Genomic DNA, 23,158 nt, shown 5'->3' with positions numbered 1-23,158 from the left:
GCAAGAGAGCTATGAATGCATTATTAGTAGATGATAACTATCAAATGCTAGAGTATATGAATGCGTGTATCCCATGGTTAGAGAAAGGCATTAACGTTGATATGTGCGAGTCAGGGAAGGAAGCAATGGACTTCGCAGCCAAAAGAAAACCAGATATCCTCATTACTGATATTGACATGCCCGAAATGAACGGATTGGAACTGATTGATCAAATGCATGCGATCAACCCGAACTTAGAGTCTTTAATTATTTCGTGCCATGATAATTTTGATTATGCGAAGCATGCTCTCAAATTGAATGTGACAGAATATATCCTCAAAGACATGCTTGAACCAGAAAATTTCGTTGACTCGCTTGATGTCCTTATCTCTAGAATTGAAGAAAGAAACAAGTCAAAAGGAGAAGTGGAGAAATTAAAATCCTACAGGGATCAAAATCAATTGCGGTTAAAAAGGGAATTATTACGAAATGTATTGGAAAAATCTATTACTAGTTCAGATGATTGGAAACAGGAATTTACTACCTTTGGACTACACCTTGATAAATATAAATATATCCCGCTGATTGTGAAAATTAATAATCACGCAAAATTGTTGGAGAAGTACCAGTCATCAGAGCTGTTAATGTTTGCAATCGACAATATTATCTCCGAGATAACGGAGGGACGAGAAGAATTGATTAGTTTCACAAACGATGAGAATGAAATGATCTGGTTTGTGAAAGTAAAGTCATTGATAAAGAGTAATCCTTATGTGGAAATGAAAAAAATAGCGACTCATTTTCAAAAAGTTATTCATAAATACTTACATGTGGATACGTCGATGGTTCATTATCATCAGCCAATCAGCAATTTGACTGAAATGAAACAGACGGTTAGCAAATTAATGAACATTGGAAGTCACTGGTTTTATGTAGAAGGCAAAAAGATGGTTTCTACTAGTGAAATCAATCAATCTTTTTCGCAAAGTAATATATTTTCAGAATATACGAACTTTTACGAAGAAATTGATAAGGTGGTTTCTACCTTAGATGAAGATGTGATGGAAGAAGTTATCCTAAAATGGATAAATATATTTACTGCAAAGAAGTATCATCCAGACGAAGTGAAGAGTTTGATTCATAGTGTGTTGATAAATGTTTCGATTAGATACCAATATTTGTATCAATTGCATTCTGATAAAGCGAAAGTGCTCCATTCACAAGTTAATGCAATCAGTAATATTACGCAAATAAAAGATTACATGTACAAATTTATGGAAGATATTATTCACTACTTAGGTACGGAAACTGTCACGCAACACGAGGAGATTATTAAAGCGAAGCTGTATGTGGAGGAGAATATTGATAAGAAAATCCGCATGGAAGATGCATCGAACCATTTGTATATGAATTCTAGTTACTTTAGTAGGTTATTTAGAAAAGAAACGGGAATGACGTTTACGGAATATGTGACGAAAACAAAGGTTGAGAAATCTAAGACATATTTGATTGAAACAGATTTAACTGTGGAGGAAATATCTAACAAGTTAGGTTATGAGAATACGAGTTACTACATTAAGCTATTTAAAAAGTATTATGCTACACCACCGATGGAGTATCGGAAAAATTATAAGTTTTCGTGATATATAAGGGTAGGAATGCCTCTTTCATGGCTTCGCTCTCTGATGACGTCCGCCAAAAACCCGGAGACTCCTGCAGGAAAAGCAATGGCTGAAGATCCATAGGGCGGTTTTTACCCGATTAGCTTCAGCGTTGCCTGCGGAAAGCGTAGGGATTTTTGCACGGACACAATATACTCTACGTTACTATAACAGGGCGTTCCTTAGAGGTTGATGTTTAAAAGTGGTAATTCAAGGGCGTTTCTATTACTTTACATAACATAAATTAGAAAGAGTGATTTCTATGCAATATGGCGGGTTGATGGGTGGTATTTATAAAGTAAGTGATGTGTTAATGAGGTTAGCGTACGTTAATTTCCTGTGGATTGTCGGTCTTCTACCTGGACTTGTCATATTTGGGGTCATGCCTTCAACAGTCGCATTATTTAATGTTGTTCGAAGCTGGCTGCTTGAAGATGATGAGCTAGTTATTCATAGGAAATTCGTTGCCACATATAAGAAAGAATTTTTTAAAAGTAACTTACTTGGGTTGCCTATTTTAGTAATTGGTTACGGACTGTATATTAATTCTCAATTTTTAGGCGTTGTTAATGATGGGGCATTTTTGACGTTGGCTATATTGATTTGTAACATCCTCGTTGCGATTGTCGCAGGTTTATTTATTTTATATATTTTTCCTGTCTATGTTCATTTTGAGATGGGACTTTTTCAGAAAGTAAAACTTTCTGTCATGCTTGGAATCACATATCCACATATTACGTTTGCTTTGGTTGTTATTTTATTTTTGTTTGCAGCACTTTTTATGGTTGTTCCTGCGCTAATCTTTTTCTTTAGTGCAAGTGGGATTACATATTGTGTGATGGGGATTTATTTGCATAAAGTTAATGATATAAAGGATAAGTATTATAGTGTGAAACATGCTTGATGGAGGTTGGTGTTATCTTATAAGGAAAGGGATGCCTTTGCCATGGCTTCGCTTTCCGCGGTGAAGTCGTCAAGCCGCTTCGGGCAAAAAAATGTGTTTCTTCCTCTGCTAGTAAGGCTCTGAAGCGGGATCCGTCGAGACAACTCGAAGCTTACTCGTGAAGAAAACGCTCGTCCCTGCAGGGTCTTGCCAGGACTTCCATTACCGCAGGAGTCTCGCCATGGCAGAGGCATCGCAAGTTATTTCATCAGGTTGTATTCTATATGATTTAAACGTTAGGAAGGGTGGACGTAATGGATCAGGGGAAAATGAGAGAGATATTGAAAAATACAGACAATGATTTTCAATTAATTGATGGTAGTGTGCGGGGGAAACTTGAATCGTTGCTGCAAGTCAAAGGACAGTCAGCTTATTTGAATGAGATTACCAGCGATGCGGAGCAATTATTAGAGCAAACGATTCCTCACCTGCCATTTCAATTATTTATCGATTTTGCGAAAACAGGCCGGCGGAAAGAGTTTGAGAACGTTTATTTTCTCAGGAGGAGAAGGTTGAATACGTTTGCGATTATGTCTATCGTTTATCCAGCTAATGTCGCCTATAAACAGGCGTTGGAAGATATTATTTGGGCGATCTGCGCTGAACCGTCTTGGTGTTTGCCTGCTCATCTAGATATTGATACAGACGATACAGTTAAGCCAATGTCAGATATCGATCAGTGGTCGCTTGAAAACAAGCAAATTGATTTGTTTTCAGCGGAAACGGCGTTCGCATTAAGCGAAATTTATTCATTAGTAAAAGACCTCATTGAACCAATTGTACTAAATAGACTGAAACAAGAAGTGAATACCCGAGTGATCGAGCGATTTGAACAAAAACGCGGCTATGAGTGGGAGTCTGCCACACATAATTGGGCTGCGGTCTGTGCTGGGTCTATTGGGATCGCAACAATGTATCTAACAGATGATGTTGAAGTGGAAGTTAGTGTGTTATCTCGATGTGTGAATACGTTGTCGACTTATTTAGACGGGTTTAATGACGATGGTGTCTGTTTAGAAGGGTACTCGTATTGGCAATATGGGTTTAGTTTCTACACTTACTTTGCTGATATGTTTAGAAAGAGAACAGCAAATAGACTAGACTTATTTGATAAGAAAAAAGTGAAAGAAATAGCATTATTCCAACAAAAATGCTTTTTGTTTGAGGACTACCAGGTTCCCTTTTCAGACTCTGTAAAAGGGGCAAAGACGTTAGAAGGACTTAGCCATTACTTGCATCGAGAGTATAAAGAGGTTGAATTACCACCCATTACTACGATAGCTGGCTATTTTGATGATCATTGCAGTCGCTGGGGGCATGTTATTAGGAACCTTATTTGGCGTGAGGCGAGCAACAGAACAATCAAGAAATGGGGAAATAAAGTACACTATCTTAAAGATAGCCAATGGTATATCTATAGTGTATCGAAAAACACCGATCACTATAGCTTTGTCGCAAAGGGAGGGCATAACCTCGAACCTCACAATCATAATGACCTTGGCCAGTTTGTAGTGATGAAAAATAAAGATACTTTTCTGTGGGATTTAGGTGCAGGTGAATACACGAAAGAATATTTCAGTCGCAATCGCTATTCGATTCTGAACAATGGATCGCATGGCCATTCGGTGCCTGTGATCAATGGTTATCATCAAGCGGAGGGGGAAAGGTATGTTGCTGTCCTAAGTGACCCCGAGACACGTGACACTGGCGAACATCTAGAGGTTGATTTATCGCAAGCATACCCTTGTGATGATGTGAAGTCGTTCATACGTAAATTTACTGTCAATCACACCGAGGATGGGTTCATATTAAAATTAAGTGATCAGTTTGCTTTTCAGAAATCAAAAAAACTAGTAATTGAAGAGAACTTTGTAACCGAAGCGGATAGCATAAAACCAGTTGAAAATGGACTACTTATTTACAAAAATCAATCTGCCATGGAAATGAACTTCGATACAACTACTCTTACTGCGAGTGTAAAGAACGTATCGTATAAAGACCACTTTGGCGGAGAATCATCCTGTTCGATCATCACATTGAAACAAGAAGTGATCGCCGACGAGAGTACGATTGATATTACGTTTTTATGTTAAATCCCTTAATCAAGTCAGGTAGTTTTAGACAATCGTGTTACAATAATATTATAAGACTGCCTTTGAAAAAGACTTAAATGATTAATGTGATCGTGTTAAGTAATATTTTTTTTGGTAGATCTATGGGTTTTTCAACAAAGGACGGGGATTTTCCTCCTAGTCAATATATTAGTCATTTACAAGTGGAATATTGAAATGCTAATTAAATATTTATTGGGAGTGATAACATGAATAAGGAGTTTCGAAATAAACAGGATATTATCGAAACATTGTATAAAATCGATTATGAATTAGGGGGAATACCTATAAAAGGCAAGGTTTCCTTAACTATCTTTGGTGGATCAGCATTACTTTTAAAGAGTAACATTCACGCTACTAGTGATATTGATGCCTTCGTTAGAATGGAACACGAGGATGCTCAAGTTCGAAAGATTTTAGCTAATTACTCTGTAAGTAGCAGTATTGAAAGTGTGATGGAACTCCCGCCATTAGAGGATGTACGTAAGGAATTTGAACGATTAAATGTTGCGTTTAATCATTTAGAAGTTTACTTGCCATCAACAGAGCATCTGATTATATCTAAATTGTTTACAACTCGGCAAACAGAGAAAGATATGGAGGATATTTTAGAATCTGGAATTCTTGGCAATGCTAATATAGATAAACTAAAAGGATTGTACGAAGAGTACCTTCCATATATAATGTTACCAAGAAGACGTTATAATGAACTGGACGAATTATTAAAGCAATGGAAGGAAAGGAAGGGAGGATAAAGAGATGACCCAAGATGTGTTGAATGAAAAAGAGTTTTTTAATCGGTTGGAACAAGAACAGAGGTATTTAGCCTATGGTGATCATTCTTTTGAAGAGTTGTTGAAAATGAGTATGAAAGATCGACGAGTGCGAAACGTATTTGTGTTTTATGTCTTATCGAAGCCCGAATATTACCAAAGGTTCTTGCTCTTAGCAGAGAAGAAATACACAGTTCAACGGTTAAAGTCATCGCTTTACAAAGCACTTCAAGAAGTAGAAAAAGAGAGTGTGTATCGACCTGAAGTACGGAACCTTGCTAGGGTGTTACGAAACAAATATGTTCATCAATCACATGTGGTAACATCCACTGGACAAAGGAAGTACGATGAATCAAAAGAAATGGAGAAACTTTTTGTCTCTGTTGCTAATTACTTGGTTAATGAAAAAGAAGTAAATCCAGAAAAAGATGCTTATGTTGCAAATAGAATGAAAAAAGTAGATTTTGACAATTTATTTGTAACGAAGTAGAAGCACACTCTTTTAATTAAGAAGGGGTGTGCTTTTTGTATTGAACAAAAATAATATAGTCTAAAAGAAAACGGTTTAGTATAACTTATTTACAAAAAGATGACAAATTAAGAATTGTAAATATAGAAAAGTGACAGCACCAGAACCAAACTCCGGATGCTCAATATTAGGATACAATCCTCTTGAGGTTATAAAGCAAATACAAATGAATAATGGATTGTATTTTGACGTAACTCGAGGATCTGATGGAAATGCAAAAACCACAAAGAACATCAAAAAATGGCTATCTACAAAAGATTTAGGATGTAATCTGAAGGTACAGTAGAAGTGTGTAGTATTTCTCACGGAGAAACGGAAAGAAGAGATTCGTTCTTTCTGATTACACCTTCTTTTGAAAAACAATGTGTTTACTAGAATTCGCTGTGACGATGATTTTTTCACCTTTGGTTTCGACCGAGTAGGCATTTTGCCACTTGGTTGTTTGGCTATTGCCAGGTTCAGCAAACACGGAAGTAACAAGCCAATGCTTACCAGGGGACAGCTTACCTGTCACAGTAGGAATTACTGTTCTTGCACTCATTACGTTCGTATTTGACTGAGGATAAATAGATTCGGCTTTCCCGCCTCCATAAAGATGTTGGATCCCACTTTGTCCCCAAGGAAGTGACGTGAGAACAAGCTCGTCCGTCTTGGCAATATCCACATTTGTTTGATCATGTCCGATATTATCTAAACCAAGAGCAAAGCCGCCTTCGGCAAAATCTATATCCCTAGCAGAGTCGATGCAATGAATGCGTAAATGAATCGGTGCTCCGGGTAGAATCCACGTATTTACGACAACATCTGACCAAGGTTTCCACCTAGCATAAATGATGTCGTTGTCTATTTGAATCTCCTCGCACGACCTTTTTACGCGATAAATATTATCGCCTTCGCTTAAAGCAAGAGTAGAGTCAAATGCTCCTTGTTCGAGTTTCCACTCTGCACGAGGAACGCTAAATCCGAACACATTTGAATAGACAAATTTTTCGTATTTAGCAGAAGTATGCGTGTGATCATTCGTCGATAGATGACCGGAATTAAATGCGAGAATATGATTCGGTTCTGCTTGTCTGCACAAAACAAGGTGTGCTTTCTCTTGTACAGATGAAGCATCTAATTCAGGAAGCGGCAATTCTTTCGCTTGCCAGAACGGGTGGTCATCCTTCAAGGCGAGAATTAAGAATGTCTTCAGCGACCAGTACGGCGACCCAGGCGAATTGTAATTCTCAGCCATGATCTGATTTGGATACGTATATCCAATTGTTAAGAGACCATCTTTTGTAAAAATAGGTTGCTTGAACCACCAACGTAAATGATTTAAAATAATCCCTTTTGTTATGCCTAACGGGAATACTTTTACATCAGCAAATATGATCGCGCTCCAGAAAGCAACTTGTGAGAATCTGTACGTTAAACTTCTTCCGTACGGGATCGCGGATCCATCTTCGGCGAACCAATAAATAAAATGTTGTGCAAATAATTTTGCCCTCTCTTTATACACGTCTGATCGCGTTGGATCTTCTTTACCAATGATTTTCGCATAAAATAACCCGTAATAGTGAAGTGCAAAAGGGACGTAATAATCGCTGTGAGCATCTATCCCGTCCGCATACCAGCCATCTGACAAATAAAAATTATCAATTCGATCTAAATTTTGCTCGATGGTCTGCTGATTATAAGTAGCGCCTACCTTTTTCAAACCGATATTGACTAAAACTGGGAAAAACAACCAATTGCAGTCGTGGGCTTTACAATCGTTTATTTGCGAGAGCCATGAAGCGAAGTTCTGTTTTTCTTGGTCTGTTAATGGGTCCCAAAGTTTATCAGGAATAAGAGAGAGGGCATACCCGTAAACGGCCATTTCGACGATTCTTTGGTCGTAGTCATGGATTTCGCCCCAATATTCATCGTGAGAAGGGTTTGTACCATTTTTAATTCCTTCGAGACATGTTTCCCATAGCTCATCGTCTTCTCCACCAGCTAGTAACGGCGCCATTCCCCATAAAACTCTTGAGAATGCTTCCATTTCAGCGATGGAATCAGGATATGCAGCGCCTGTATTTCCAACGTGGATATGAGCACTGCCTTTACTGTAGGAAGATTTTAATGGATGGACTAATTGCTTCAATGCTTGTTGGAGATCTTGTTTTGTTTGAAGAGGGTTGGTAGCAATTGGCAAGTCAAAGGCTTTCATTTTAGTCATCTCCTCTTTATTTATGGGGGGGCTGAATTACTCGAATGTTTTGACTCTCTCAAATTTCATCATAACCACATTGTATACCGTTACATTTCGAATAAGGTATAACAATTTTTACTTATATGCTGCATTTGGTGCAAATAAATTTCATTTGTTGATTTAGGTTAGTTTAAAGAGAAAATGGAGGGGGGAACCGGTGGAAACAAAAGTGATCGAAATTAACAGAGCCAGGAATAGAAAGAAGGACTTTAAAAACATAAGAATTCATGTTTGAAATCCTCCTTTATTAGTTATTCTTTGTATTCAGTCTCGTTATCATATACTTATAAATTCTAAAAGAGATGACAGAAACTAACGCAATTCCTAACAAGGTACTTTGAGCATAGAAAGGGATATAAATTACTCGTGTTAACGTCAAAGTCCCTAAGATTAGAACTGCTAAGATCGCAAGCCATTGCCATAGATGTAAGCTTCTCAAATCAATCCCTCCTTGTATTCATTTAATTCCCATCTCAAAACCTAGTAAACTGAATTTATAATAAAAATACAAATTATTTTCCTCTCTTTTTCATTTGCTAGATTATTTCAATATTCTAGCAAATGAAAAAACTGAAAAGTCAAAATAATAGCATAAATAAGCAAAAAAGTTTTATGTAAACGCATACAATTTACGGTAAGATTTACCTTAGTAAGTGGTTAGTAGTGGTTTGTAATGCAAGTCGAAAAAATCAAAGGAAGGAGTTGATGATATTTGAAATAAATGAAAGAGGATCTGTTTCCGTTGAAAGAGCTATAAAACGGGAGCTTTTTTCAGTGTTAAAAGGATAGTCACTGAGAAAGTCGTAAGTAAAATGAAACCATTTTTGTGCGGAAGTATTCCACTCATCCGAGACTAGAAGAGAAGTCATGTTGTTTTATATCTTGAGCTAAGAGAGGAAGATTTAAAAAATGGTAAGTACAACTATCAACTTGAAAAAGAGTATCGTATATGCAGCTGTTGTTGTCATGGTATTAGGGTTCATTGCATTTATGGTAGGACAAGAAACAAGTGCGGAAGATAACAATCGAACAATTACAATTGATGGAAACGACGTAGATGAATATAACAGATTTAAAGGTTTTGGAACGGTATCTGGTAATAATACGTCTCGGTTAATGTTAGATTACAAGGAAGAGCACCCAGATGCGTATTGGGAAATTATGAATGAGCTATTTAATCCAGACACAGGGGCGGGTCTTGCTCACGTCAAAGTAGAGTTGGGTGGAGATATTAATTCATCTTCAGGGACGGAACCTGCAACGATGCGATATGCTGATGAACCAGCGAATGTTCTGCGAGGAGCAGGGTTCCAGTTTGCAGCTGATGCTAAATTCATTAACCCTGACATCACGACGGAAATTCTGCGTTGGGGTGAACCGCGTTGGACATGGGAAGGTGCTGCAAACGATGACTATGAAAATCGCTATCAATGGTATAAACAAACAATTGATGCTGTTGAAGAAGAGTATGGATTTAAACTAGATTACGTTGGGATTTCACAAAATGAAAGGTCCCAAGGTGGTAACGGCAAAGCTGAAGTTGATTGGTTAAAATACTTCACTTCCAATATTAAAGAAGAACCAAATTATGATGCTGACTATAAAGATATTAAACTTGTTGCTGCAGACGGGTATCGTGATACAGAAACAATTAGTCGAGCACTACTTGACAATCCGGATTTAATTGATGAGATTGATGTAATTAGCTCCCATTATGGACTGACTAGTTCAAATGAACTTCTTGAATTGCAGGACAAGTTGATTGCAGAAGGGAAACAACCGAAGGAAAATTGGGTATCTGAAGGAATTGCACCGATGATTAATGCGCGTTATCGAGAAAATATGGAGCCAAATTATCAAGGGCTTGGAGGACGAGCAGGGATTATCGATGCCACTTCACGAATCATTTCGGTGTATTCATGGGAAGGTGCAGGTGACAACTCGCTAAATGCGGTTTCATTTGACTTTCAACCTTCCGTTGCTGCCTTTTACCAAGGTTCTAAATATAACCCGAAACACTTAGTTAGTGCGTTTGATCCTTGGTCTGGTTTTTACGAAGTAGATGGTGGCGTACAAGGTGTTCGTCATGTGATGAACTTCGTTGGTTACAATGATCACACCACAGACGAAAATGAGAGGTGGCAATATATTAAAGATGCAACATATAGCGATGGGAATTTCTTTGACGGTGGTGTCGATGTCGATACGAGTACGCACAATTACTTAACGTTAAAAGACCCTGAAACGGACGACTACACAACCGTATTTGCAAATAATACTAGAGATACACGTAACTATACGATTAACACAGAAAATCTAAATGGCAAAGAGGATGCAACTGTCTATGTTTGGGAAACTCGTGGAGCCGACGATGGACAAGCATATGATGCAAATTGGTTCAAAAATATTGATGAAATCACTCCAGAAGATGGCGAATATGAAGTGGAAGTGAAGCCATATTCGATCGTGACTATTTCGACTTTAGATAGGGAATCTGAAGTGGAAGGCTTCGAATACCAATCAGAGCCGGTTGATTTAGCAGAAGATACGATTATGCCATTACCATATACGGATGATTTCGAATATACGGATTATGGTACGGATGAAAATGGTAGAGATTATGTGGACCGTCGTGGTGGTACACCACGTTATACGACAGACCAAATCGGGGCCTTCGAAGTTGTCAAAGAGGCGACGAAGCCAGGAACGAGTGGAAGTGCCGAACGTGTGGAGCGGGACATTCCAGAAGCAGAATCTCGTGGAAATATGTTGCAACAAATAATGAATACAGACATTATTGGAGCAGATTGGGCTGTATGGGGCGGAACCGATGGATCGGCAGCTGGCGTGAATCCGAACACCAACATTGGAGATTTCCGTTGGGTGAATTATACCGTTTCTTACGACTTTTTGTTAGATACGTACACACCCGAGGTAGACAACAGAGATAATTATGCATTAATTGGGGTACGTCAAGTGAAAGAGAGTTGGTCAGATTCTCAAGCGCCTTACAATGCACGAGTGTTTGCAGACGGATCATATGAAATTCTTAGACTCGGCAGCGTAGAAAAATCAGGTATGATTGATGATTTTGATAACGATGTTTGGCATAATTTAGCGTTTGAAGCGAAAGAAAATGTCTTCACACTATATGTTGATGGAGAAGAAATCGATACCTATACGGACGAAAACTCCACTGTCATGTCTGGAAGAGTGACCTTAGGTTCTGGTTATTATGAAACGCTCTTCGATAATTTGCGGATCGATCCAATTGATGGATACGCTTATGAATCAGACAAATATGATAGTGCACAAGGAAAAGTTTACGAGACGGAAGAAGCAGCTTTCAACAATACTGATCGATGGAATCCAATCGGGTATGTTGGAAATTGGTCATTTAATCAAGCTGGATACGCCCATTACAATCGCACGCAAATGACTGCGAATACAGACTTTCCTGTTTGGAGTGGGCTAACCGTAGGGCATCAAGATACAACTACGGAACAAGGGACGTTAAATCAAGTGTTCTATTCTGGAAGTTGGTCATCAAACAGTGGAAATGCCTGGGGGTCTGATGGTGCTTCCTTTGAAATTGTATTTAAGGGAAATGAAATTAGGTTATATGGTGAAACGAACCCAGGTAATGGGACAGCAGAAATTTATTTAAATGATGAATTAGTCGACGAAGTGAGTTATTTAAATAATAGCAGCGTCGAACAGATGGTCTGGTCAGCAGACGGTCTGGAAGAGACAGAGCACACACTGAGAGTAGTATCTAAGGATAGTTATACGAGTTTTACGAAAGTGGAGATAGAGACGGAAGATGAAGTTCCTGTAGATGCAGTCACAACTTTAGCACCGAATAATATCGTGCAAATTTCAGATGATGACGATATAGGAAATGAAGAGAACACTGTGTATGCATATAGAGAAGGTACAAATTGGGGCTCAAATAATTCGAATGCTTGGGCGAATTTTAACGACAATCCGTATATTTGGATTAACTTCACAGGAACCGGAATAGATTACTTGGGTGTGACAGCAGACCAAACTGCCTATAATTTCGAACTTAATGGGGAAGATGTTGGCGACCACACTGTAGGATCGAACGGCGTGAGGTATTCTGTCAGAGATTTGGAAGAAGGCGAGCATACGCTAAAAGTTTCGTTAAAAGATAACGAACAGCTCGAAACTTTCATGGATTACCGTGGAGTCAACATCTACAGTACACCTGATCAAGATTCGAGTACTAGCATGATCTTTGATTTTGAAGGGTCGGGATTCAACGTATTGGGAGGAACTCCAGATGCATTACTTGATGTGTATATCGATGGTGAATTAGTCGATGAGGAGTACCGGGTTTATTCCAAAGGCGATAGACAGACGTCTTATCAGATTCGTGGATTAGAAAACACGAATCATACCGCTAAAATTGTTGTTAAAGGCGGTACGTTTACATTAGATGGTCTTGATATTATTAAAGGTGAAAGTGAGAGTATGATAGATTCATCAGCGTTAGAGAACTTACTAGCCGAAGCGAAAGACATGACAAATGACGGCACGTATACGGAAGAGTCATTTGATGCTTTGCAAGATGCGATCGCTTCCGCGGAAGATGTTCTCGCAAATGAAACAGCGACGCAAGCAAGTATAGATGCAGAAGTGAGCCAGTTACAAGCAGCGATCGATGGTCTAGTAGAAGCGACAGATCCAGAAGATCCCGCAGATACGGAAGAACTTGAGAGCCTACTAGACACAGCGAAAGCTTACACAAATGAAGGAGAATATACAGAAGAAACGTTTGCTAACTTACAGTCAGGAATTGCAGATGCTGAAGAAATGCTTGCAAATGAAGAAGCGACGCAAGAAGATATCGATGCAGCTGTAACAGCCTTGCAAGCAGCAATCGATCAGTTAGAAGCAGCAACAGACCCAGATCCAGTCTTGAAAGATGGATATACAGGTGAAGAAGTTGTGACTCTGAAACAAAACTTATCGCAATTAGGATTTGGGAATTTCCCAGCTTCTCCATCAGAGCGATTTGGTCCTGTGACAGAATCGGTTGTCCGTTCCTTCCAGCATTACTTTGGACTTGAAGCAACGGGTATGGCAGGAGAAGAAACATTATCGCTTATCGATGAGATTTTAAATTCGATTTATACCGATGGAAATACAGCACCTGAAATCAGAGACTTGAAGCTAGATTTGACGCTTCTTGGATTTGGAAATTTCCCGACGGATCCATCGGAAAACTATGGGCCGGTAACGATGGGGGTTGTGAGTGACTTCCAAGCAGCGAATCAACTAGTTGTCAGCGGCATTGCCGATCCTGTGACGCTTGCGTTACTAGCGGAACAAGTGGATGCCTTGACGCTTGATGTTCCTTATAAAGACGGGGACACTGGCCAAGAGATCGTCACACTGAAAGAGAACTTAACACAATTAGGATTTGGGAATTTCCCAACTTCACCATCGGAGAGATTTGGTCCAGTAACGGAATCTGTCGTCATAGCGTTCCAAAGTTACTTTGGATTAGACGCATCTGGTGAAGCCGATCAAACGACACTCGACTTGATAGACGAGATTTTGAACGGCATCTATACAGATGGAAACTCAGCATCTGAAATCAGAGACTTGAAGCTAGATTTGACGCTTCTTGGATACGGTAATTTCCCGACGGATCCATCGGAAAACTATGGACCGGTAACGATGGGCGTTGTGAGAGCGTATCAAGAAGCGAATGATCTTGTCGTTAGCGGCATCGCAGATCCAGTGACCTTAGCGCTGCTCGCGGAACAAGTAGACGCAGTCAAGCTTGACGTTCCATATAAAGACGGAGATGTCGGCTATGAGATTTTCCTTCTTAAATTAAAATTATCAGAATTAGGATTTGGGAATTTCCCAGCATCTCCTTCTGAAGTGTATGGACCAGTGACAGAAGCGGTCGTCAGTTCGTTCCAAGTTTACTTCGATCTTGAAATGACGGGAGAAGCAAATCAGGAAACGCTTGACCTGATGGATGAGATTTTACATTCCGTCTACACAAATGGAAAGTCTGCACCAGAAGTGAAAGAGATGAAGTTGAAACTGACAGCCTTGGGCTATGGCAACTTCCCTTCAGATCCGTCTGAAAACTACGGACCGGTGACGATGGGCGTCGTCATAGAGTTTCAACAAGCAAATGACCTAATGGTGAGTGGAATTGCAGATCCGGTGACCTTAGCGAAACTCGATTCATTATCTGAATGAACGAGTAAGAAAACAGAAAACTAGCGTTCAAGTAGCTTGAACGCTAGAAAAACAATAGTGACGATTCTTAGAAAAAAACAAAATATGTAACCATACAAGGACACTTGAAGTAGCATCTACGAATGTATAACTAGTAAAAAACGTAGGTGCTATTTTGTTATCAGAGTGGGATGCCTCTTTCATGGCTTCGCTTTCCGCGGTGAAGTCGTCAAGCCGCTTCGGGCAAATGTCCTGCAGGGTCTTGCCCGGACTTCCAATACCGCAGGAAAGAGCATTTGCTTCGTCGAATTTACATCGATTTGTCTCGACGGATAAACAACAGAGCAATACTAGAAGAGGAAGAGACAGTCTTTTTCGCCATGAAAGAGTCATCCCTATTAGTAACCTTATTAATAGTAATATTTCCCTTTTAATTTAAAAGTAACAAGCTTAACCTGTCTCGAATAACTCTAGTCAATACAAAAATAGTCACAACATCTATAAATAATACAAATGGATACGCTCATAATACGATTCTCTCATTAAAATATACAAAATATTCAAAATATTATCCTAAAAACTAGCAGCCTCTAGTGGTAGTCTAATAGAGAAACGTACAAGTAAGCGCTATCATAATATTTAGTAGACCTGATTATGAGACCTATTTTTAGACGATTTTGTTGTGTAGTACTCCCTCATTGAACGAGTGAAACGTTTATAAAGGGAGAGAAAATAAATCATTTTAGTTCATGTTACTAAAGTAATTTAATAGGGGGAAGGGGGGCAAATTACGAGGTTTATAGAAGGAATATTCATGACATGAATATTCCGATGAAAACAACCAGTTAAAAGAGGGAGGAATTGTACATGTCATCGCTTTTCAAAAGGAAGATGAAAAAACGGGTAGTTTATAGTCTGATAGTGGTTCTTTTGCTGGGTGTGTTTTCTCCAGCGACATCATTGGCGCAAACTGATGGAGAAAGTTCAACTGAACGGGATGCTGAAATAATTAAGTTAGATCCAAGTTATCAACACGATCCTTTCGATGGGTGGGGAACAGCACTTGTCTGGTTTGCAAATGTCACGGGAGGATGGCCAGACGATGTGAGAGAAGCGTTAGCCGACGAACTATTTGCTGAAGAAGGGCTGAATTTTAACATCGGCAGGTATAATATCGGCGGAGGTGACTCTCCAGAAACAGAACCATATATGCGAAAAGGTGGTGCGGTCCCTGGTTATTGGGAACGACCGGATGAGTTTGCTCCACCCGAAGATGCTGGAAGCGATTGGTCCGAAGAGGAAAATTGGTGGGACCCAGAAAATCCGGATCATTGGAATTGGGAGGCAGATGCAGACCAATTATGGTGGGTAGAGGCGGCAATGGAAAGAGGAGCCGATACATTTGAAGCATTTTCAAACTCTCCACCATACTTTATGACGCAAAGTGGCGTCACTTCTGGTAACGAGGACTCTTGGGATGACAATATCAAACCTGACCAATTTGAAAACTTTGCGAAATATACAACAGGTGTTGTTGAATACTTGCAGGATCACTTAGATATGGAATTTCAAACCTTGTCTCCTGTTAACGAACCAAACAATGGGTACTGGGGTGCTTATGGAAGACAAGAAGGTGCAAACTGGTCACCGGCTTCACAGGCTAGAATTATTAATGAAGTGAAACAACAGCTGGATGAGAAAGAATTAAATACGGTCGTATCTGCGATGGATGAAACGAATCCGAGTAGGTTCAGACATAATTGGGAGCAGTATGACCAAGCGACGAAAGACAATATCGGACAATTAAACGTGCATACGTACTGGCCTGAACAACATACGAGTATTAGAGATATTGCAAAAGGCGAAGAAACACGATTGTGGATGTCTGAAGTCGACCTTGGACCGAGTGGTGTCCCGCAAAACTTTGAAGATATTCGTCCGGCCTTAGCTTTATCAGAAAGAATTCAAAAAGACATTCAGGAATTGGAACCGAAAGCATGGGTTCTGTGGCAAGCGATTGAAGATGAAGTAAATATGAATGCTAACAATGAAAATATGAACTGGGGACTGATTCACGTCGATTTTGACCCAGATGATTTTGAAAATCTCGAATATCATAAAAATAAAAAGTATTATGCGATGGGCAATTACAGTAAGTTCATACGTCCTGGCTATCAATTTATCAATTCGGATAATCGAGAGACGTTAGCTGCAATGGATGATGATAGTGAAACGTTAGTTCTTGTTCACACAAATCATTCTTCTGAAGAAAAGGCGCTTGACTTTGATTTATCTGGATTTTCGTCAGTAAATGAAAATGCAGTGGCAACACCACATGTCACATCTTCCACGGAGAATCTCGCAGAAAAAGACGGAATTGCTATTTCAGATGATCGGTTATCCGTCGTCGTTGAACCGGAATCGGTGACAACATTTGAAGTGACTGGAATATCTGGTGTTCATACAGATAAGGCATTCCTAAGTGAAGACGCAGCGTATAAATTTATTAATAAAAATAGTGGGAAAACAATGGATATCGCGGCAGATGGCGAATCGATTGTCCAAACTACAGATGAGAATGGACTTGAGAGCCAGCAGTGGAGCGTTGAAAAGGTAACGGATGGTTATAGTAACAGCGAATATTATTTAGTCGTAAATCAAGAAACAGGTAAAGCACTTGCTGTAAATGGTTGGGATGCTCTACTTAAAGATAAAGATGAAAATGACGAGACGCAAAAGTGGCTTCCCTCATCTTTTGGTAATGGTGAGTATACCTTACTAAACGCAGATGAAAGAGTTCTTTTGGAAGTGTATGGACAGTCTCAAAATGAAAATGCCTCTATCGGTTTATGGTATCCGAATTCAGGCAACAACCAAACTTGGCAATTAGTACCTGCAAATGACACGATTCAAGTGACGGGTGTTTCCCTTGATCCAGAAGTAGTCACATTAACAGAAGGGGAATCGATGCAATTAGAAGTAACGATTTCTCCAGAGGATGCTACGAATAAAGATGTTGTTTGGACAAGTAGTGATGAAGAGATAGCAATGGTTGATGAAGATGGCAATGTCACTGCACAAAATATCGGTACTGCACAAATCACGGTGACGACGGTTGATGGAGAGTTTACCGCAAGTAGTGAAGTGACAGTTGCAGGAGAAGCAACGCCAGAAGTAGATACGGAAGAGCTTGAAAGCTTATTGGACACAGCAAAAGCTTACACAAATGATGGCGAATATACAGAAGAATCGTTCGCAACATTGCAGTCAGGAATTACAGAAGCAGAAGAAACACTTGCAAATCAAGAAGCAACGCAAGAGGATATTGATGCAGCTGTGACAGACTTGCAAGCAGCAATCGATCAGTTAGAAACAGCAACGGATCCAGACCCAGAACCAACCTTGAAAGATGGGTATACAGGCGCAGAAGTTGTCACTCTAAAGCAAAACTTATCCGAATTAGGATTTGGTAATTTCCCAACTTCTCCATCGGAGCGATTTGGTCCTGTGACAGAAGCGGTTGTCCTTTCCTTCCAGCATTACTTTGGACTTGAATCGACTGGTATGGCAGGAGAAGAAACGTTATCGCTCATCGACGAGATACTTCATTCGATTTATACAAATGGAAATACGGCATCAGAGATCAGAGACTTGAAGCTCCACTTGACCTTGCTAGGATTTGGCAATTTCCCTTCGGATCCATCGGAAAACTATGGACCCGTAACGATGGGGGTTGTTAGTGACTTTCAACGAGCAAATCAGTTAGTTGTTAGCGGCATCGCCGATCCAGTGACACTTGCTTTACTAGCGGAACAAGTCGATGCCTTGACGCTTGACGTTCCTTATAAAGACGGGGACACAGGGAAAGAGATTGTCACACTGAAGGAAAACTTAACAACATTAGGATTTGGCAATTTCCCAGCATCTCCATCTGACATTTTCGGCCCGATGACAGAAGCGATTGTTGCTTCCTTTCAAGTTTATTTCGATCTCGAAGTGACGAGAGAAGCAAATCAAGAAACGCTTGATCTGATGGACGAGATTTTAAACTCCGTCTATACGAACGGAAAGTCTGCGGCAGAAGTGAAAGAGATGAAGCAGAAACTGACTTCATTGGGTTATGGAAACTTCCCTGCAAATCCGTCTGAAAACTACGGACCGGTGACGATGGGTGTCGTCAGAGATTTCCAACGAGCAAATCACCTTATCGTGAGTGGTGTTGCAGACCCAGTTACGTTAGCAAAGATTGAAGAATTGTATGAGTAATTAGCGGTTATTGAATCAATCTGGAAGTCTTGATTCTTAAGGAGGCGTGCGTTCCATTCGCGGAGAGATTGGCAACAATAAATAGGGTCTACTGAATATCATAGGTCTTTACAAAGATTCTTGGTTTTTTATCAGAGTTGGATGCCTCTTTCATGGCTTCGCTTTCCGCGGTGAAGTCGTCAAGCCGCTTCGGGCAAATGCCCTGCAGGGTCTTGACCGGACTTCCAATACCGCAGGAGTCTCGCCATGAAAGAGGCATCCTTCGTGTTTATAGCTGGCAAAACTCTTTAACGTGCAAGGTTTTTGGGCCTTATTGTGCTCATTCCTTTGCACCTAACTCCAATAAAATAGGTGGAAACCACTGTCACAATCAGTATTTTCAGTTATTCAGTAGCACCTAAATTTAACGAAGCTGTCTCGTCTATTGATGGGGGAGCTTTGTTGTTTTCTTCAATAAGAAAACAACAAACAAAAAAGAAGAGCCTACTTGGTGCTTAGACTCTTCTTCTACAAAACTGCTATTTATCCTATTCGTTCTCTTCTTCCTCATCATTCACAACAACTGAATCATCATCAAGCCCTAAGTGCGCTCGTAATTCTCCGCTAACACGTTGACGTTCTTCTTCAGGAACCATCAAGTACCAAATGCCGTCGATCGTTTGACCGGAACCTTCGATTTCATACGTTTCTTGATCATGTCTTGCGCCGAGATAGTTTTGTTGCAACTTTACCATTTCATTAAACTGTAAATTCGTTAGCATGTTATTACCCATGGCGTCTAAAATCGACTCGGCCCTTGTAATAGAACTGAATGATGCACCTTCTTTGATCATCCCAGCAACAATTTGACGCTGACGATCGTTCCGTCCTAAGTCACCGCGGGTGTCCTGTTTTCTCATTCGTGCATAAGCAAGTGCTTGATCACCGTCTAAGAAATTCTCACCTTCATCGAAGGTATAGCCGCTTTGATCGAAGCTAGAATCATTATAAACGGTAACGCCGCCAACAGAGTCAACCATCTCCTTAAACCCTTCCATATTGACAGTTAAGTAATAATCTATCGGAATATCAAAGTAATTCTCCACAGTCGCAATTGCCATGTCGGGGCCTCCAAACGCATAAGCGTGGTTTACTTTATCGTCAAAGCCTCGACCGACAATTTCCATCCTCGTATCTCGAGGCAAACTAACAATTTTCATTGACTCATCGTTTGGATTTAAAGTAACGACCATCATCGTGTCAGTACGTCCAGTTGTAGATTCATCTGCATCGACACCTAAGAGAAGAAATGAAACTGGGTCTTGTTCATCCATGTCAACCTCAATGTCTCTTTTTTCTGTAGTTGTGCGCTCTAATGGTGCATGCATCTCTGAATCAACCGTTGATTGGACAGATTTATATAGGTAGAAGCCATATCCACCAACAGCTAGTAAAAACACTAGCACGACTGATCCCAAAATAATAAATGCTTTTCTCATGTCATTTCTCCTCTTTATCTTTTCTTATTAATTCAAGTATAATAAGATTGCCATAAGTTAGCAATCAAAATAAAAAAGAATTTAGTATAAATGATTTACTTTATTGCCAATTTCAGATAGCATATATAAGAGTTATAGTCATATATTTTACACCCTCAAATTATTGCCATCTCGAAATGGCTAAAGTATAACGTCAATGAAGGATTTTACCAAAATGATCTGCTGATAAAGTCATGTTTTGTTAATCAATAATTAGATTTTCAGGAGGAAACCATGGAAGAAACAATTAGTTTAAAAGAAATTTATGATACGTTAAAAAAACGCATTAGTCTGATTATCGTGATTACAATAGCGGCAGTAGCTCTCAGCGCAGTAGTATCGTACTTTATACTCACACCATCTTATCAAGCGTCTACGCAACTATTAGTCAATCAATCTAACGAAGAAGGTCAAGCATACACATCGGGTGAACTTCGTACGAACTTAGATTTAATCAATACCTACAATGTCATTATTACGTCACCGAGAATTATTGAGCCAGCAATAGAACAGCTTGGGCTTGAGCGTTCAGCCGGAGCGTTAAGAAACCAAATCACTGTTAACAGCGAAGGTGATTCGCAAGTTGTATCGATCTCGGTTGAAGATGATGACCCAGCGATAGCAGTGCAGATTGCTAATACACTTGGGACAGTATTTCAAGAAGACATCGTGGAGATTATGAATGTGGATAACGTCTCTATTCTGACATCAGCAGAATTATCAGAGTCCCCAACACCAGTCAGTCCAAATCCACCTTTAAACATGGCGATTGCGATGGTCGTTGGACTCATGGCAGCAGTTGGGCTAGCATTCTTACTTGAATTCTTGGATAATACGATTAAGACAGAAGAAGATGTGGAACAAAAATTAGGAATTCCCGTCCTTGCCTCCATTGCTAGGATTGACGCTGGAAAAGTAACTGTGAAAGACATTTCTCATACTAGACGAGCCCGAACAGGACGTGAAACTTATGGCGCGTAAAAAACAAAATCAAGAACTTTCAGATAAACAACGAGCACTCATTACCGAATTTGATAAGAAATCGGCAATTTCGGAGCAGTATCGCACGTTACGAACGAATATTCAATTTGCATCAGTCGATCATAAAGTGAAAACGATTATGGTCACTTCGTCTTCGCCAAGTGAAGGGAAGTCGACAACGATTGCAAATTTAGGTGTTGTTCTTGCCCAACAACATAATAAAGTGTTGTTAGTCGATACAGATTTACGTAAACCGACCGTTCATTTTACGTTTCAAGTACCAAACCAAGCGGGTTTAACGAATGTTATTACGCAACAGGAGAAATTTGAAGACGTCGTCTTTGAGACGTCGATTCCGAGATTGGAAGTGTTACCATCCGGGCCGGTTCCACCTAACCCGAGTGAATTGTTAGGTTCGCGGGCTATGAGAGAATTTATTACTTCCGTATCGAAGAACTATGATTATGTCGTATTTGACGCACCGCCTGTTAACGCTGTGACAGATCCGCAAATCTTATCGCGCTTAGTTGATGGCACGATTATCGTTATTCGCAGTGGGCAAACGGAAGAAGAACATGCACAAAAGGCAATTGATTCATTGAAAAAGGTTGAGGCAAATATATTAGGTGCAGTATTAAATGACCGACATATGGAAGATTCTCAGTATTATTACTATTATGGAGAGGGGTAACCCCTCTCTTTTTGTTGGAAATTTATCATGTTGATTGGTCTAGAAGAGGTGTTACTTCGCCCTATTGTAAGTCTGTAAATGGCTAGATATAATTACAGGATATGAGGTTGTTATGATCATTATAGTTAAAACTAAATGAAAAACACGATGTATAGATAGATTTAAAACGAAAGGAGAAGTACATCATGATTGATATTCATAGTCATATTTTACCGGGCTTAGACGATGGTGCCCAGACAGAAGCAGATTTACTTAACATGGCAAAAGCGGCGATAGATGACGGAATTACGACGATTGTTGCTACTCCTCATCACCAAAACGGGAGCTATCAAAACAAGAGACAAGAGATTTTCACAGCAACGGAGATTGCTAATAACATTCTCAAAACTCACGAGCTAGATTTAAAGATTCTCCCAGGACAAGAGTGTCGTATCTATGGGGAACTCATTGAAGATTTAGAAAAAGGTGAGATATTACCTATAAACGAATCGAAGTATGTGTTTATCGAATTTCCATCTGCGCAAGTTCCACGGTTTAGTAAAAAATTGTTATATGATCTCCAACTTTCAGGAAAAGTTCCGGTAATAGTCCATCCTGAAAGAAACCAAGTGTTGATGAAAAAGCCAGACATGCTATATGATTTTGTCAAAAATGGTACATTAACGCAAGTGACAGCTGCGAGTGTTGCTGGTAAATTTGGCAAAAAAATAAAAGAATTCTCTTTGGATATCATTGAAGCAAATTTGACACACTTTGTCGCTTCCGATGCACATAATATTACGAACAGGGGCTTTCATATGATCGATGCGTATGATGTTATTCGAGAAGAGTTTGGCGAAGACCTTGTCTATTTCTTTAGAGAAAATGCGGCTTATCTCGTTGAGGATGATCATGTGATGATCGAGCAACCAATGCCAGTTAAGAAGAAGAAATTGTTTGGACTATTTTAATAAGAAACCACGATAACGAACATAAATAGCCTAATTATCTGAAAAATGAGTTGATAGACTCATATAACGAACGTTAACGAAAGTAAATATAACAATGATAACACTTATATAACGTTTACATTCAAGTGTGATAGGTAAAAAGACATAGGTGAAGGCATGAAATAATCGTTTAATCCGTAAAATTTACGTAATAGGACTAGGGTTGATCAATGAAAAATGTAAAATATACCTACATTTTGTCAAAGGAATATGGTAGGCTAGAAGAGTTCTGAATGGAAAATAATGACCTT

13 protein-coding genes are annotated in these 23,158 nt (G+C 39.5%); 10 read left to right on the top strand and 3 right to left on the bottom strand.

Going from position 1 to position 23,158, the window contains the following annotated elements; translation table 11 throughout:
- The first annotated feature begins 11 nt into the window (after positions 1-11).
- From ACM26V_RS15845 to ACM26V_RS15825, 5 genes are all read left to right on the top strand, one after another.
- Positions 12-1,622 carry a response regulator transcription factor gene (locus tag ACM26V_RS15845; protein WP_416147697.1) on the top strand — a complete coding sequence of 537 codons (1,611 nt, stop codon included), beginning with the start codon at positions 12-14 and terminating at the stop codon, positions 1,620-1,622.
- A 280-nt stretch (positions 1,623-1,902) separates the two neighbouring features.
- Positions 1,903-2,544: a YesL family protein gene (locus ACM26V_RS15840; protein WP_416151894.1), complete on the top strand. Its 642-nt coding sequence runs from the start codon at positions 1,903-1,905 to the stop codon at positions 2,542-2,544.
- Between the two features lie 293 nt (positions 2,545-2,837).
- On the top strand, positions 2,838-4,676 hold the full coding sequence (locus ACM26V_RS15835) for a hypothetical protein (protein ID WP_416147696.1): 1,839 nt from the start codon (positions 2,838-2,840) through the stop codon (positions 4,674-4,676).
- Positions 4,677-4,903: 227 nt separating this feature from the next.
- Complete coding sequence (locus tag ACM26V_RS15830) at positions 4,904-5,449, top strand: DUF6036 family nucleotidyltransferase (protein WP_416147695.1); 546 nt, start codon at positions 4,904-4,906, stop codon at positions 5,447-5,449.
- Positions 5,450-5,453: 4 nt separating this feature from the next.
- Positions 5,454-5,957, top strand: coding sequence for a hypothetical protein (locus tag ACM26V_RS15825; protein ID WP_416147694.1), 504 nt, complete (start codon positions 5,454-5,456; stop codon positions 5,955-5,957).
- Between the two features lie 379 nt (positions 5,958-6,336).
- Here the strand turns inward: ACM26V_RS15825 and ACM26V_RS15820 are convergent, their stop codons facing one another.
- Positions 6,337-8,193, bottom strand: a complete 1,857-nt coding sequence (locus ACM26V_RS15820) for a DUF2264 domain-containing protein (RefSeq protein ID WP_416147693.1) — start codon at positions 8,191-8,193, stop codon at positions 6,337-6,339.
- Positions 8,194-8,482: 289 nt separating this feature from the next.
- Positions 8,483-8,674, bottom strand: a complete 192-nt coding sequence (locus ACM26V_RS15815) for a hypothetical protein (protein WP_416147692.1) — start codon at positions 8,672-8,674, stop codon at positions 8,483-8,485.
- A gap of 470 nt (positions 8,675-9,144) precedes the next feature.
- Between ACM26V_RS15815 and ACM26V_RS15810 the strand changes: the two genes are divergently transcribed.
- Together ACM26V_RS15810 and ACM26V_RS15805 are read left to right on the top strand one after the other, a co-directional pair.
- Positions 9,145-14,484 (top strand): peptidoglycan-binding protein, encoded by a 5,340-nt coding sequence (locus ACM26V_RS15810; protein WP_416147691.1) that lies wholly within the window; start codon positions 9,145-9,147, stop codon positions 14,482-14,484.
- An 870-nt stretch (positions 14,485-15,354) separates the two neighbouring features.
- Positions 15,355-18,729, top strand: a complete 3,375-nt coding sequence (locus ACM26V_RS15805; protein ID WP_416147690.1) for a peptidoglycan-binding protein — start codon at positions 15,355-15,357, stop codon at positions 18,727-18,729.
- A 527-nt stretch (positions 18,730-19,256) separates the two neighbouring features.
- On the opposite strand, the gene ACM26V_RS15800 is transcribed toward ACM26V_RS15805, so the two are convergent.
- A complete protein-coding gene (locus ACM26V_RS15800; RefSeq protein WP_416147689.1) occupies positions 19,257-20,207 on the bottom strand; it encodes an LCP family protein in 951 nt (316 codons plus the stop codon).
- A gap of 273 nt (positions 20,208-20,480) precedes the next feature.
- On the opposite strand from ACM26V_RS15800, the gene ACM26V_RS15795 reads away from it, so the two are divergent.
- The 3 genes from ACM26V_RS15795 (at position 20,481) to ACM26V_RS15785 (ending at position 22,868) form a co-directional block, all read left to right on the top strand.
- Positions 20,481-21,227, top strand: a complete 747-nt coding sequence (locus ACM26V_RS15795) for a YveK family protein (protein ID WP_416147688.1) — start codon at positions 20,481-20,483, stop codon at positions 21,225-21,227.
- Positions 21,217-21,918, top strand: a complete 702-nt coding sequence (locus tag ACM26V_RS15790; RefSeq protein ID WP_416147687.1) for a CpsD/CapB family tyrosine-protein kinase — start codon at positions 21,217-21,219, stop codon at positions 21,916-21,918. Before ACM26V_RS15795 ends, ACM26V_RS15790 begins: the two co-directional genes overlap by 11 nt.
- Before the next feature lie 185 nt (positions 21,919-22,103).
- Positions 22,104-22,868, top strand: a complete 765-nt coding sequence (locus ACM26V_RS15785) for a tyrosine-protein phosphatase (RefSeq protein ID WP_416147686.1) — start codon at positions 22,104-22,106, stop codon at positions 22,866-22,868.
- The last annotated feature ends 290 nt before the right edge of the window (positions 22,869-23,158 follow it).

It is taken from the genome of Salipaludibacillus sp. HK11 (assembly GCF_047795645.1).
GTDB lineage: Bacteria > Bacillota > Bacilli > Bacillales > Salisediminibacteriaceae > Salipaludibacillus.
Note: the sequence above shows the minus strand (reverse complement) of the source record. Positions and strands in the feature narration are given on the sequence as shown.

Coding starts and splice junctions, on each gene's coding strand:
- ACM26V_RS15835 (WP_416147696.1), top strand. CDS start 2,838: ATGGATCAGGGGAAAATGAGAGAGATATTGAAAAATACAGACAATGAT.
- ACM26V_RS15790 (WP_416147687.1), top strand. CDS start 21,217: ATGGCGCGTAAAAAACAAAATCAAGAACTTTCAGATAAACAACGAGCA.
- ACM26V_RS15810 (WP_416147691.1), top strand. CDS start 9,145: ATGGTAAGTACAACTATCAACTTGAAAAAGAGTATCGTATATGCAGCT.
- ACM26V_RS15845 (WP_416147697.1), top strand. CDS start 12: ATGAATGCATTATTAGTAGATGATAACTATCAAATGCTAGAGTATATG.
- ACM26V_RS15785 (WP_416147686.1), top strand. CDS start 22,104: ATGATTGATATTCATAGTCATATTTTACCGGGCTTAGACGATGGTGCC.
- ACM26V_RS15805 (WP_416147690.1), top strand. CDS start 15,355: ATGAAAAAACGGGTAGTTTATAGTCTGATAGTGGTTCTTTTGCTGGGT.
- ACM26V_RS15820 (WP_416147693.1), bottom strand. CDS start 8,193: ATGAAAGCCTTTGACTTGCCAATTGCTACCAACCCTCTTCAAACAAAA.
- ACM26V_RS15840 (WP_416151894.1), top strand. CDS start 1,903: ATGCAATATGGCGGGTTGATGGGTGGTATTTATAAAGTAAGTGATGTG.
- ACM26V_RS15800 (WP_416147689.1), bottom strand. CDS start 20,207: ATGAGAAAAGCATTTATTATTTTGGGATCAGTCGTGCTAGTGTTTTTA.
- ACM26V_RS15830 (WP_416147695.1), top strand. CDS start 4,904: ATGAATAAGGAGTTTCGAAATAAACAGGATATTATCGAAACATTGTAT.
- ACM26V_RS15795 (WP_416147688.1), top strand. CDS start 20,481: ATGGAAGAAACAATTAGTTTAAAAGAAATTTATGATACGTTAAAAAAA.
- ACM26V_RS15825 (WP_416147694.1), top strand. CDS start 5,454: ATGACCCAAGATGTGTTGAATGAAAAAGAGTTTTTTAATCGGTTGGAA.